General features: G+C 45.8%; 15 protein-coding genes. 11 read left to right on the top strand and 4 right to left on the bottom strand.

The genetic code is table 11. The features are described from left to right. Positions 1 to 4: 4 nt before the first annotated feature. The 8 genes from gspH to ACXACS_RS02335 all read left to right on the top strand — a co-directional run bounded on the left by gspH (position 5) and on the right by ACXACS_RS02335 (position 6743). The gene (gspH, locus tag ACXACS_RS02370) at positions 5 to 631 is read left to right on the top strand and encodes a type II secretion system minor pseudopilin GspH (protein ID WP_474803606.1); all 627 of its coding nucleotides are present in this window, start codon (positions 5 to 7) and stop codon (positions 629 to 631) included. Between the two features lie 62 nt (positions 632 to 693). After that, positions 694 to 1086, top strand: coding sequence for a type II secretion system minor pseudopilin GspI (gspI, locus tag ACXACS_RS02365; RefSeq protein ID WP_474809191.1), 393 nt, complete (start codon positions 694 to 696; stop codon positions 1084 to 1086). 1 nt (position 1087) lies between these two features. Then, a complete protein-coding gene (gene gspJ, locus ACXACS_RS02360) occupies positions 1088 to 1714 on the top strand; it encodes a type II secretion system minor pseudopilin GspJ (RefSeq protein WP_474803603.1) in 627 nt (208 codons plus the stop codon). Positions 1715 to 1773: 59 nt separating this feature from the next. Beyond that, entirely contained in the window at positions 1774 to 2796 is a 1023-nt protein-coding gene (gene gspK / locus ACXACS_RS02355) for a type II secretion system minor pseudopilin GspK (protein ID WP_474803600.1), read from the top strand. Next, positions 2796 to 3995, top strand: coding sequence for a type II secretion system protein GspL (gspL, locus tag ACXACS_RS02350; protein WP_474803597.1), 1200 nt, complete (start codon positions 2796 to 2798; stop codon positions 3993 to 3995). Before gspK ends, gspL begins: the two co-directional genes overlap by 1 nt. Then, positions 3992 to 4471 (top strand): type II secretion system protein GspM, encoded by a 480-nt coding sequence (gene gspM, locus ACXACS_RS02345; protein ID WP_474803594.1) that lies wholly within the window; start codon positions 3992 to 3994, stop codon positions 4469 to 4471. The genes gspL and gspM overlap by 4 nt, the downstream gene beginning before the upstream one ends. Beyond that, positions 4468 to 5223 carry a type II secretion system protein N gene (locus ACXACS_RS02340; protein WP_474803591.1) on the top strand — a complete coding sequence of 252 codons (756 nt, stop codon included), beginning with the start codon at positions 4468 to 4470 and terminating at the stop codon, positions 5221 to 5223. Before gspM ends, ACXACS_RS02340 begins: the two co-directional genes overlap by 4 nt. Positions 5224 to 5309: 86 nt before the next feature. Further along, positions 5310 to 6743 (top strand): YdgA family protein, encoded by a 1434-nt coding sequence (locus ACXACS_RS02335; RefSeq protein WP_474803588.1) that lies wholly within the window; start codon positions 5310 to 5312, stop codon positions 6741 to 6743. Positions 6744 to 7021: 278 nt separating this feature from the next. Here ACXACS_RS02335 and ACXACS_RS02330 read toward each other — a convergent pair whose 3' ends face one another. From ACXACS_RS02330 to yrfG, 4 genes are all read right to left on the bottom strand, one after another. Continuing rightward, on the bottom strand, positions 7022 to 8149 hold the full coding sequence (locus tag ACXACS_RS02330) for an MBL fold metallo-hydrolase (RefSeq protein WP_474803585.1): 1128 nt from the start codon (positions 8147 to 8149) through the stop codon (positions 7022 to 7024). Between the two features lie 211 nt (positions 8150 to 8360). Beyond that, the gene (locus tag ACXACS_RS02325) at positions 8361 to 9749 is read right to left on the bottom strand and encodes an NAD-dependent succinate-semialdehyde dehydrogenase (RefSeq protein WP_474803582.1); all 1389 of its coding nucleotides are present in this window, start codon (positions 9747 to 9749) and stop codon (positions 8361 to 8363) included. A 281-nt stretch (positions 9750 to 10030) separates the two neighbouring features. Continuing rightward, positions 10031 to 10582, bottom strand: a complete 552-nt coding sequence (yjjX, locus tag ACXACS_RS02320; protein ID WP_474803579.1) for an inosine/xanthosine triphosphatase — start codon at positions 10580 to 10582, stop codon at positions 10031 to 10033. Positions 10583 to 10589: 7 nt separating this feature from the next. After that, the gene (gene yrfG, locus ACXACS_RS02315) at positions 10590 to 11303 is read right to left on the bottom strand and encodes a GMP/IMP nucleotidase (protein WP_474803576.1); all 714 of its coding nucleotides are present in this window, start codon (positions 11301 to 11303) and stop codon (positions 10590 to 10592) included. A gap of 71 nt (positions 11304 to 11374) precedes the next feature. Between yrfG and nudE the strand changes: the two genes are divergently transcribed. The 3 genes from nudE (at position 11375) to ACXACS_RS02300 (ending at position 13499) form a co-directional block, all read left to right on the top strand. Continuing rightward, the gene (nudE, locus tag ACXACS_RS02310; RefSeq protein WP_179985011.1) at positions 11375 to 11938 is read left to right on the top strand and encodes an ADP compounds hydrolase NudE; all 564 of its coding nucleotides are present in this window, start codon (positions 11375 to 11377) and stop codon (positions 11936 to 11938) included. A 3-nt stretch (positions 11939 to 11941) separates the two neighbouring features. Continuing rightward, the gene (gene cysQ, locus ACXACS_RS02305; RefSeq protein WP_474803572.1) at positions 11942 to 12787 is read left to right on the top strand and encodes a 3'(2'),5'-bisphosphate nucleotidase CysQ; all 846 of its coding nucleotides are present in this window, start codon (positions 11942 to 11944) and stop codon (positions 12785 to 12787) included. A gap of 127 nt (positions 12788 to 12914) precedes the next feature. Beyond that, entirely contained in the window at positions 12915 to 13499 is a 585-nt protein-coding gene (locus ACXACS_RS02300) for a YceI family protein (RefSeq protein WP_474803569.1), read from the top strand. Positions 13500 to 13581: the final 82 nt, after the last annotated feature.

The following is a 13581-nucleotide window of genomic DNA, read 5'->3' as shown; positions in this document are numbered from 1 at the left end:
CTATATGCGCTACCGCGGCAGTACATCGGCTTGTAAAGCAGGCTTTACCTTATTAGAAGTCATGCTAGTACTGCTGCTTATGGGTTTGGCGGCGGGGTACGTTATGTTTAACGCCTTCGGCGCAAGTAAGTCAGACCTATTAAAAACCCAAGCTCAACGCCTGCAGGTGATCATTGATATGGCCAGCGACTTCGCGGTGTTAAATCAACAGCAGCTGGGCGTACGTTTTGAAGCTGACAAAAACGAATACTACTTCGTTTACCTAGACGACGATGATGAGTGGCAGCGTATTGAAGGAGAAAAAACCTACGAGCCTTACACGTTACCCGAACCTTTTACCTTCACCTTAAATTTAGACGACCTTCCGTGGGACGTTGAAGATAGACTCTTTGACAGAGAATTATTCGACGAGAACCTAAGTGTTTCTGACGAAGGCGTAGAAATAGGTAACGAAGAAGAGAAAAAGCTGCCTCCGCCTCAAGTGCTGATTATGTCGAGCGGCGAAATAACACCTTTTACCCTATCGTTTAATTATGAGGGCGATGACGGCGACGACCCTGTCTATTACAGCTTGCAGAACCAAGACTTACCGCCTTTAGTGCTTGAAGGTCCCCTGGAGCGTCCATTATGAACGCGACCACTATGAAAGCACCTTGTATGAGAACAAACTCGGTAAATTCGCCTAGCAAGAGCATGTCGTGTAACAGCCCCCATAACCAACGTGGTTTAACCCTACTTGAAGTTATGGTGGCCCTCCTTATATTCGCACTAACAGGCACCGCCGTGCTTAAAGCCGCTGGCGAGCACTTATCTAGCGTTGGCCAAATAGAGTCTGTCACTTTTGCCAATTGGGTAGCAAGCAATCGACTTAACCAGCTTCAGCTTGATACCACCTGGCCACCCAAAAATAATTTAAAAGGCACCATGGAGATGGCTGACCGCACTTGGTACTGGCAACAAACCGTTGCGAAGACCAACGATAACGACTTGCGTGCAGTTACCGTTTCGGTAGGCGAAGACGAAAGCTACGAAAGTTCAGTGACATCGGTTACCACTTTTGTGGCTAAGCCAACGGCGGGGAACTAGTATGCAGCGCGGATTTACGCTTATAGAAATACTGATTGCCATGGCCATATTTACCCTTATCGGGCTGGCGTCAACGGGATTGCTTACCACAGTTATCGACAGCAATGATATTTCTGAAGAGCGCTTTGCTAAGCTCCAATTGCTACAGAGGGCCATGATCACTATTGAACGTGATCTTCAACAGGCAGTACCTCGCGCTTCTCGTGTAAACGGAGAAAAGCAAGATGTAGTAATGGCAGGTGGAGAAACCGACGACAGCGATGATGATGGCATTGGTTTTGTGCGGGGCGGTTGGCACAATCCTCAGTTAATGCTGCCAAGAAGTACTTTGCAGTTTGTTGCCTACAGGCTTCAAGAGAACAAGCTTGAGCGTCTTTACAGTAATTACGTGGATAATGTTATTGGCTACGAACCAAAAGTACGAGTACTACTAGAAGACGTAGAAAGTTTAAAAATTGAGTTTCTCGCCACCTCGAACAGCAGTTCGTTAGATGATGAAGAAGATATCTCGTGGAGTGAAAGCTACAAAGGCGCGGCGCTACCGCGGGCGGTGGCGATAGAATTTGTAAGTAAAGACTTTGGCAAAATTCGAAGGGAATTTACCTTAACTACGGGTGAATCGTCATAATGCCAAACACAGGAAGACGCCTTTTAAAAAACCATACGCGCGCCAAGGCTGAGACGTGTATGCCCCAGCTGTCTAGCCCACCAGCTAACCAAAGGGGTGTGGCGTTAATGATTGTGCTTATGATTGTGGCACTAGTGGCCGTGCTAGCTACAGAAATGGGCACGCGATTGCAGCTACAAGTACAGCGCACCATGAATTTAAAAGACAATAATCAGGCTTATTGGTACGCCATGGGCGCCGAAGCTTTTGCACGTAAGTCAATTCAGTCGCTGATAGAGGAAAGCCCAGATACTATTTCTATTGACCAACCTTGGGCACAAGAATTTAGCTATCCGTTAGAAAACGGCGGCTTAACGGCTAATTTGGAAGACCTTCAAGCTTGCTTTAATCTTAACGCGATAGCGTCGGGTAGTGCCTCGAATAACGCAAATAGTGCATCGAGTAGCGCCTCAAGTAATACTACCGAAGCAATGGAAGCTTTTCACACCATGTTGCTATCGCTAAACGTAGATGGGCTAGACAACTTTACCGCCGATACACTGCGCGACAGCTTAGCAGACTGGGTTGATGAAGATGACAGCATGCGCCCCTATGGTGCAGAAGACAGCGAGTATGAGTCAAGAGAGTTTCCATATCTTGCAGCCAACGGACCACTGGCATCAAAAAGTGAATTGCGTATTGTTAACGGCGTATCACCAGCGTGGCTAGACGATTTAATGCCTTTGGTTTGCGTGATCCCAGATCACAGTGAATTGAAAATAAACGTTAATACGTTAGAAGAAGAAGATGCACCACTACTAGCAGGCCTAACGGGGCTTGATATTCAGCAAGCGACGAGTTTACTCAGCAGCCGCCCGCAAAACGGCTGGGACGAAATCAATGATTTTTTAAGCGAGCCCTCTGTTCAAGCGCTTAATTTAACAAGCTCTCGACAAGATTGGTTTACGGTTAAAACTGAATATTTTATGTTGCATACAAAAACACAATACAACAAAGCAACCTTTAAGCTTTCCACCGTGTTTCATGCAAGCGCCGATAGTGGCGTTAGCATTGTGAATCGCGAGTTTGGGGGAACCTATTAATGGAACAATTATTGGTGCGTTTAGGCGCCAACTATACAGACCCGATAAGCTGGCTCGTTTATTCAAAATCTGAAGACGAGATCATTGCTTCTGGCGAACTACCTAGTGCAGAAGACTTATCTACGCTTACCGAGCGCGCTGGTCAGCGAAGCGTTATCGCTCTAGCTCCTAGCAGTGAGATTCTGCTTAAATGGGTAGAGCTACCACCTAAAGCTGGGCGTAAAATTATCTCTGCAATTCCATTTATGCTGGAAGACGAATTGGCTACCGACATTAGCCAGCAGTTCTTCGCTATTGGCCCTAAGCGCGGCGACAACCAAGCTGTCGCTGTGGTTAGCCATGAAAAAATGGAGCAATGGCAAGCTTGGCTAAGCGAAGCAGAGTTATTCTGCGACACTATTATTCCTGATGTACTCGCTGTTCCAATAACCGAAAACGGCTGGTCGGTACTGACCTTAGGTGAGCAGCTACTGGTTCGCCAAGACGAGTTTAAAGGGGTTCAAGGTGAACAAACTTGGTTGCTTCCTACATTAGTGCACTTTACTACGCAGCAAGAAGCGCCCGTGACCATTACGAACTACGCCGGTATCGATTTAAGCGGTTTACCGAATATTGAAGAGGCGCAGGCCTCACTTGAGTTGCCCATGCAAGTATTGGCTAAAGAAGCCATGCAAAGCAGCTTTAACTTGTGCCAGGGCGATTACAAGATTAAACGTAAGCGCGCCGGAGTGCTAAGTCAGTGGCGTGTAGCCGCTGTACTCGCTGTACTTGCACTGTGTACCAGCTTAGTAGATAAAGGCGTTACTCTTTATCAGCTAAAGTCGCAAAACCAAGCACTTAGCAGTGAAATAAGTAGCGCGGTTAAAGCCGGTTTCCCAAATATTGGTACCTATCGCAACGTGCGGTTAAAGCTACAAAGCGAGCTTGCCAAGTTAGAGCAGGGTGGTGGGGATGCTTCCATGCTTATTATGTTAGATCGGCTTGCACCGGCTTTTTCAGCCACCGACGTTAAGCCGCAAACATTGCGCTTTGATGCTACCCGCACGGAAATTCGAATTCAGGCACAGGGCAAAAACTTCGAAGCCTTGGAACAGTTTAAACGCAGCGCTGAAAACGCCGGTTTTGTGGTTGAACAGGGTGCTATCAATAATCGTGACAATGGCGTTGTGGGTACAGTTTCAGTAAGGAGTACGTTGTGAACGCGCTTTTAGAAAAATACAAAGCCCTCACTGAACGGGAACAAAAATTAGTGCTAATTTCTGCAGTGATGGTAGTGATAGCACTGTTTTATTTTGCAGTTTGGTCGCCACTTAATGCTGCGCTAGACAAACAAAAGCAATTACTTGATAACCAGCAATCGCTTTTAGTTTGGGTAAAAGACAGCGGTGCACGCGCTCAGCAGTTACGTCGTAGTTCGGGCAACAAAAGGGCGTTTTCAGGGTCGTTACCGCAAGCGGTGAACCGAACCACTGCCCAACATGATATTGCTATTTCCCGTATGCAGCCTCAAGGTGATGAACTGCAGGTATGGGTGGACCAAGCGCCATTTAATGCGGTTCTGGAATGGCTTAAAGCCATGGAAAACATGGGCGTAGTTATTCTTCAAGCCGATATAGCTGAAGCAGATGCGCCGGGCTATATCAAAATTCGCCGACTACAGTTAGGTAAAGCATGAAGTCGAAAGTTAGTTGGATCATAGGCGGAATTCTTGCCTTCCTATTGTTTGCTATTGCTTATATGCCCGCAGTGCAGGTTATTGGTCGTGTAACACTGCCGAATAATGTCTCGGTAAGCGGAGTAAGTGGCACCTTATTTTCTGGTAAAGCACAGACCCTAGTGGTTAACGGCTTGCCTGTTAATAACCTGAAATGGGAACTTAGCCCACTTCACATGTTATTGGGTAAAGTTAAGCTAGATCTTAAAGCCGGTAATATTCGCGATAAAAACGAGATCGCGTTTGAAGGGCCTGTTACTACACGGCTTTTCAGCCAAGATACGATCAATACCGAAAACTTTACGCTGTATCTGCCTGTAGATAGAGTGCTTGCACAAGTTCGCCTCCCCTTACCTGTCAACGCTGGCGGACGTTTTAAAGTCTCGTTAAATGATCTAACCTTTGGTCCAGCGTGTGAGTCGCTAGATGGTACAGGAGACTGGTTAAACGCGACGGTTGCGGGAACTCAAGGACCCATTGATTTCGGTACTTACTCAGCGAAACTTCGTTGCGAAGGGAAAGACATTGGCATCATGGTAAGCGAGCCTAACTTGTTGAGCTTATCTATGGACGCGGTTATTCCTACCAACATGAAAAATATCCGCGTTAGCGGTAAATTTAAACCCGACGATAGCTTGCCCAACGAAGTACACCAAGCGGCTCGCTTGTTTGGTGCGCCTAATAGCAGTGGGTATATCCCAATAAAGCTTTAACGTACTAAACCCAATTAATATCACAGAATGCGCCCTGGTTTTTATACCAGGGCCACTAGGAAACACACTCAACAAAGGATTGTACAATGAACAAACCTCTTTTAGCTGGCGCTGGCGTGACTTTAGTTGCGCTTGGTATTGCCCCTTATTTTATCGGTTCTAGCGTTGAAGATAATGTTAACGCTGCCGTAAACGGATTTAATGAACAGGCTGTATATTCAGCCGAAGTCCTTTCGTACGACAAAGGCTGGTTCTCAACAAAAGCGGAAATCAAACTTGCTATAGACTTTCAAGCGCTTTTCAATGCGCAAAATGTCGATGCAGCAGAAATGCCTTTAGACGAAAACCCTAACATTACCGCTACTTTGGTTGCGCATCACGGTCCTGTGTACTTTGGTGACGGCGTTGGATTAGGGCGCGTTCATTATACAGTGTCAATTGATGGCGATGAATTAAGAGAATACGTTCAATGGAATGCGCAACAGTCTATCTATCACAATGAAGGCGTGGTTGGTCTATTTGGCGGTCTAAGCTATGAAGATGTCATTCCGGCCCTTAGCGCAACTAATGAGGAAGAAGGCTTTACCCTGCTGTTTTCCGGTTATACGGGTGAAGCGAAGCCTGATGGAGGGCAAACCTTATATACGTCCTCGGGCGAGTCGCTAAGTATTAACGCCGATGAGTTTTCAATGAAAATGGCTAATTTATCTATGGATGTAGCCTATGACGGCAGCATGATGGAAGCTTTCAAGGGCGAATTGTTTGAAACTAAAATTGAAGCGCTTATCGAAACCATGGAAGTTTCCGGCCTTGAAGCGGGCGCTACGGTGCAGCTAGAGAATATTGCACTGATTACAGACACTGACATTGATAAAGATAACAACACCGCCAATGTGTACGTAGAATACGCCATTGATAAGGTCGTGGGGCCAGAACTTGAAGCCTCTGATATGGTGTTAGGCGTTGCCCTAAACAACTTAGACGTAGACTTCATCGAGGCTTATCAAGACTTTAGCAACACATCTTTAATGATCCCTTCTGAAGAAGTACCTGCTAAAATGATGGAGTTTATCGAGGCTAACTTACTTCCACAGCTGAAAGCCGAACCCGAACTTAACATTACGACGCTGAAAGCGACGTTACCTGAAGGCTCGTTTAGTGCCCATGCGAATACTAAGCTAGTAGGCATTGATGCGCTACCGGGTACCATGGAAGATGTGGCTTATTGGGTAACACACCTCATGGCTGATGCACAAATAGTTGCTGATAAGGCCTTTGCGCAAAGCGTAGCGTCTGGTTATATGATGGGCCAATTGATGGCAACACCACAAGCGCAAAACATGTCAGCAGAAGAACTCGAAGCCGCGGTAGAGCAGCAAACACCAATGATGTTAAGCACCTTTGCTCAGCAAGGCTTGATAAAGGAAACCGAGAAGGGTTACGAAACAAAACTGGAGCTTAAAGACGGCAAAGCCAGCGTTAACGGCACGCCTATTCCACTGCCTTTTGCGCCTCAGTAACAAGTAGAACAGTATTTTAAGTACCCGAAAAGCAAAGTACGGTTAAGAGTACGGTGAAAAGTACGGTTGAAAGCGCGGTTAATAGTACGAGCGCTATTTGCGCTGAGCGTTGACTGACTTACTCTGAATTAAACATGCCCAAATTAAAAATGCAGAGCCCAAACGCTCTGCATTTTTTTGATAACCCCATTCAACTCAGCTTTAAACATCCAAAACCCGTAAAAACCAAGCTCCTTGTTATAGGCTACCATAGCTACGTATTTGACTTGAAACTGCGGCTAGTTGTCATCAAGCAACTCGATATTCATCAATTCTTGAGCAGCGTAGACACGCCCTTCGGCTACAACTGTAATAGCCTCGGTAAGCGCATCTAAGCCCGATTCGCTGCGCTTCATAATATGAGACAGCACAATGCGTTTTGCTTTAGACTGCTCGGCAATATCGATGATTTGTGTTGGTGTCATATGCAGGTTCTTCGCAACGCGCCCCGCGTTATCGTCAATCGCATTGTGCAGCACTAAAAGGTCGGCGTTTTTAGCAAAGCGCGCTAGATTTCCTTCTTTATCGTTAGTATCGCCAGAAAATACCGCTTCACACCCGTTAGCCTTAACTTTCCACGCAAGTGTTGGTATAGGCCCATGATTTACCGACATAGATTGAACGCTAATGTCACTATTCACTGTGTATTCAAAGGGTTTCTCTAATGTGGCATTTGCAATGCTTTTCGCCGATATTGTGTAGTCGTCTTGACCATCGATAGTGTAAGAAGACAGGTATTTAAACGCGCCTTTCTCGCCAATTAACGATGACACGTAGGCGTTAGTAGAGGGCATAGTTTGGTTACCGTCTGGCCCCATTACCCATAGATTTTTATCGCGATTAGTGAAATAGCCACCTTTTACGAAGCTGGGTAAATCCGCTGAATGGTCGGTGTGTAAGTGGGAAAGTAGAATCACATCTAGTGATTCAAATGACGCGCCAGCGGCGCCGAACTGAACACTGCTGCCGCTGCCAGCATCTATCAACACACGAGCTTTATTTTTTACCCAGACCAAATAAGCGCTAGAGGTTCTTCCATCATCCAATTCAGGCCCACCCGACCCTAGCACCTGCACGGAGACATTACCGCAAGCCATAGAGGTGTCGCCTTCACTCTCGCTTTTTGCACTATTTGTTTGTTGAGACAATGAATGAGGTGATATATCCGATTGCAATGATGTATGAAGTAGCGCATCAGACGATGCCAATGCTGCAGAAGAAAATGCCAGCGCAGCAGTAGCGGCTAGTATACTTAGCGAGCCCTTGCACGCCTTACCGCTTTGCTTCGCGCACTTAATGGACCTCTTGTTGTACTTAATGTCAGCACTTAATCCTATACCGCTTATCTGTCTTTGTAAGACCTTCATCGCCATCATCCTATATCGCTTCATAAGAATTTATACATTTATATCAAAGGAAAAGACCGAACATGGGTGAAAAATCATTCAATGAAAGCTCTGTGATAGCTAAGAAAGGTTGAGAGTAGGGCCGCAGACTTACAAAAATGGGGCACGTATGACGTGCCCCATTTTTTTAACTCATTATATTAATTAGCTAATGGCTTTACTTAACTAATGATCACTCCGCAGCGTTCTCCGCTACCATAATGGTTTTGATATTTACGAATTCACGCATACCATAACCACCGTGCTCACGGCCATAGCCACTGTCTTTTACACCGCCAAAGGGTAAGTTCGGCTGCGCTAAAGAATACCCGTTAATGTTTACCATGCCGGTGTCAAATTCGTCTTTCGCTAGGGCAACAGCTTTATCAGTATCAGTACTAAAGATACCGCCACCTAGGCCATAGCGCGAATCGTTCGCAACTTCCATCGCCTGTTTATCATCACGGGCACGAATTAACGACGCAACAGGGCCAAACAGTTCATCATCATAAGCCGGCATACCAGATGATACGTCTTCAAGCACAGTTACTGGGTAAAAGTAGCCATTAGAGTCTGGAATTTCACCACCAAGAGTGAGTTTCGCCCCAGCTTCTACTGACTTTTTCACTTGCTCATGAAGTTCATCTCGCAAGTCTTCTCTGGCCATAGGACCAAGATCAGTGTTTTCATCCGTTGGGTCACCCACTTTAAGCTTCTTACACTGTGCTGCGAACTTGTCTCTAAACTCGTCATAAACGCTATCCACGATAACGAAGCGTTTAGCCGCTACACACGTTTCACCGTTATTGATAACACGGCCTTGAATACACATTTCTACCGCATGGTCGATATCGGCATCTTCAAGTACTAAGAAAGCATCGTTACTACCAAGTTCCATCACGGTTTTCTTCGATAAACTCGCGGCCTCTTTCGCAACTTGTTTACCGACTTCATCACTACCGGTGAAGGTAACGCCGCGTACGTATTTATGCTTGATTAGGTCGCTTGCCGTACCGCCATCAATTAATAACGACTGATATACGTTTTTCGGGAAACCAGCATCTTCGTACATCTGCTGAATGGCTTGTGCCATACCAAACACGTTTTTAGCGTGTTTAAGCACTGTCGTATTACCTGCCATGATGTTCGATACGCTGTAGCGTATAACCTGATAAAGAGGGAAATTCCAAGGCTGTATACCCAGAATAACGCCAATAGGCTGGTAAGTAATGATCGCACGACCACCTTCAAAAATACGGTGCTCGTCTTCTAAAAATGATGCGCCATGCTCCGCGGTATATCGACAAATTTGAGCACACAGCTGCACTTCTTGCTTACCCTGCGCCGTCACTTTTCCCATTTCGCGGGTCATTAGGCTGGCAAGGTCGTCAATGCGCTCTTCCATTAAATTGGCAAGGTTATTAAATAAATCGGCTCGAGTTTCAAATGACGTACGGCGCCAGTTCAAATAGGCTTCTTGAGAACGCGTTACCGCTTGTTCGGCGTCTTCAGCTGACATCAAATGATAATGATCGATCTTTTCACCTGTAGCAGGGTTGTAGGTATTAATTGTCTCACTCATTGTCACTCTCCTTAATCCGTTTGTTAAAGTGAAGGTGCAACTAGAAAGCCAAATTGCAAAAAACTTTTTTTCGCAACATATTCAGCAACATAGAGCAAGGTCACAGCAAGGATGAAGTCTGAGAATAAAACTGGAATTAGAAAAGATTACCTATCGCAGTAAAGATTTCAGAGCGAGCACTTCAGGAAAAGAAAGGCGGCCCTCAAGGGGATTACTTTTGTTCGAGGGCCGATATGCTGCGTTTGGTAATGGCTAATTTAGTGTAAGGAAACTTAACCTGACTAGTCGGTATATAAGTCTGGAAAATGAAACTTCGCCATAGCAAGGGTCAACGCAACTTCATAAACACTTTGTCTAGAGGCATGATTTAGAGTCAGTAACCCTATAGCGCCGCCTTTTTGCTTAATATTTACCGTATCGAAAAGCTTATCCATGACCGGACCAAGCTCTTCGCCTCGCTGCAGCGCTTGATACACGCTAACAGGCAGCGGCAAACTCGCACTTCGTGTTACCGACCAGTGACCTTCATGGTAAATCGCCACATACGCAAAGGTTGCAGGGCCATCTTCAAATACATCTACACCACCTTCAATTGCCACATACCATGCATCTGTTAAACCGCCTTGATGATGAGCCAGCATGGCCTTCACCCGATTAATAGCACCTAGGCGCGTTTCATCCTCGTTCATTGGCTGTTCGGGCACGCCGATTGGCACAGCCATGCCCTGGGCGTCAAAGTCATGCTCTAATGTGTCAGAAAGTGTATTGAGCGCAGCATTTATTTTTACCGGATTCAGCGACCCTACAAAAATTGTGTCAGAAACCATTTGCATTTGTCCTTTAAAAACGTTCTTTTGCAACATCACCCACTGGGCTGCGTTTAATATCTTCTAGCATTAAACGGTAATCACGTACTGCTGGAAATTCGCTAATATTGCGATTTGGCAAGGTACTATCAGGGTTATCTACAGCAAGTAAATGTTTAATACCGTACGTCTGTGCCGCTTTCAAAATAGGCAGTGAGTCATCGACAAATAAGGTACGGCTATTATCAAATTGCACTCTCTTTTGTAGCCGCTCCCACAAAAGCTGAGACTCTTTGGTAACGCCAAATTCATGGGTAGAAATAAGGTTGTCGATATGCGCATCAAGTTGGGTATGCTCTATTTTAAGCGCCAGACTGTTTGGATGCGCATTGGTTACTAACACTACCTGCCTACCTGAATCATGAAGTGCATCAAGGAAGGGAATGGTATCGTCGCGAAGGGCTAGCAAGTGCGCCAACTCTCGTTTCAGCGGCATAAACTCATTTTCTAGGTCCAGTGCTAGAGTTTCAGCCCAGTAGTCTAAACAGTACCACTGAATTTGCCCAAATACTGACTCATAACGCGCGCTCATTTCCTTTTGACTCTCGGCCTCAGAAATACCTTTTATCTGAGCTAACCGTTTTGGTAAATGGTGCAGCCAGAACTGGTTGTCGTAATGAAGGTCTAACAAAGTACCGTCCATATCTAGCAGTACAGTTTCTATTTCATTCCAGGGCAGAAAGGGCAAGCGATTTTCCTTATAATGAAGTAAGCTAAGAAATTGTATACAAGTATGATAACAAAGTTGTAGCGAGAGACATGCCAAAAATCGATCCGAACAAACCGTTACCACACATTCATTCTCGTGAAATCGTTGCGCAAAGCAAACTCTTTAGGGTAGAACGCTTAGACCTTGAGTTTTCGAACGGCGCTACCCGTGAATTCGAGCGGATGGCGGGCGGAAACCGGGGTGCTGTAATGATAGTGCCCATGCTTGATGAAAATACCATGGTGTTAATTCGTGAATATGCTGCCGGTACACATTCGTATCAACTAGGTTTTCCTAAAGGCTTAATAGACCCAGGTGAAACGGCTATTGAAGCCGCTAATCGCGAACTACAAGAAGAGGCGGGCTTTGCAGCGAACGATCTTATAGAGCTCCATAAGGTCAGCATGGCCCCTACGTTTTTCAATGCAAATATGACCATCGTTTTGGCCCGCGACTTGTATCCTAAACAGCTTGAAGGCGATGAACCCGAGCCTCTTGAGGTGATTCACTGGCCTTTAGATGAAGCAGATGCTTTACTTGCACGAGAAGACTTTGTTGAAGCACGCTGCATAGCCGCGCTGTTTTTAGCTCAAAAGTGGTTTAAGGAACAATAAACAATGCCCGATGACGCCCATGCCGACTTACTAGAACTTGCGAAAGACATTGCCATTGAAGCGGGTCAAGCCGTACTAGAGGTATACGATAAAGGTGAGTTTGACGCTTATCAAAAGGACGACGACTCTCCTGTTACCAGTGCAGACTACCTAGCAAACGATATCATCAACAAGCGCTTACAAGCTGCAACGCCTGATATCCCAATCCTCTCAGAGGAAAACAAACACGCAAGTTTAGAAGAGCGAAAGCATTGGCCTCGATACTGGTTAATCGACCCCATCGACGGCACCCAAGAATTTATCGCCAGAAGCGGAGACTTTGCGGTCAACATTGCCCTAATAGAGAACAATGAGCCAACTATCGGCGTTATTTTCTGGCCACCAGGACAATCGCTGTATTATGCGCAAAAAGGTAAAGGTGCGTTTAAGTCATCCCCTGATGGCGATCACCCAATAAGCGTTCGCAAGCTAGACGACCCTAAAAACAGCGTGGTGATGATTGCAATTAGCCGTCGCCAGTCAAGAGAGAAAGTACTCAGCAGAATGTGCGCGAAGCGCGTATACCAAACCCTTCCACTGGGCAGTTGCTCACTGAAAGCATGCTTTATTGCCGAAGGCAAAGCTGATGTATTCATGCGTATCGGTATCACAGGTGAATGGGACACAGGCGCATCTCAATGCATTGTTTCTGAAGCTGGCGGGAGTATCGCCGCGGCCAACTTCGAGCCGCTTACGTATAATCAGCGTCATTCGCTGGAGAACCCAGATTTTGTAGTAATGGGCGATCAAAGGGTGCCATGGCAAGACGTAGTCCAGTATGATGACTTTGTAAACCCACATCAGCACTAGCGCGTATTATTTCTTTAGCGCAGTGCAATAAACCTACGTATAATAGCGTAGTAATGTTGCTGGGCCACATTACTCTGGTATTGGTTAAATCAAGCCAGATGGAACCAAAAAGTAAAAGGAGTAACCTATGATGACTACACGTATTCGCACGTTATCTGCAGCATTGCTCGCATGTGGGCTAGCATTCCCTGCCGCAGCCGACTGGTCAATAGACGGCGACACAAGTGCACTACATTTCCTATCAACTAAGAATGCACAAGTCACTGAAGTACATAAGTTTGATAGCTTTGACGGTACCCTGTCTGATAGCGGCAAGCTCTCCGTGGCGGTAGACTTATCGTCAGTTAATACAGCCATTGATATTCGCAATCAGCGAATGCAAGAGATGCTTTTTAACGTGAGCAAATATGCACAAGCTAAGTTTGAGGCCGATTTACCTGAGTCGATGATGAGCCTGAAAGCGGGTCAAGTTGTTAACGGGAAAGTAGATGGCATTTTGATGTTACATGGAAAAGCCGTTCCTACATCATTTGCGGTTAAGGCGAGTAAAGTAGACGACGATACCCTAACTGTATCTACTACTGCTCCTACACTTATTAAAGCAGAATCTTTCGGCCTTGCCGAAGGCGTAGCTGCGCTACAAAAAATTGCAGGGCTAAAGAGTATAACGACGACAGTCCCAGTGACGTTTTCTGTTACCTTTACGCAATAGAATACTGCTATTGCTAGGGTCTATCGATAAGAGTTAGGCAGTGGTAATAAATGAAAGCATAAAAAAACCGCACGAAAACGTG

The organism is Alteromonas sp. AWM4_230, from assembly GCF_056158305.1.
Note: the sequence above shows the minus strand (reverse complement) of the source record. Positions and strands in the feature narration are given on the sequence as shown.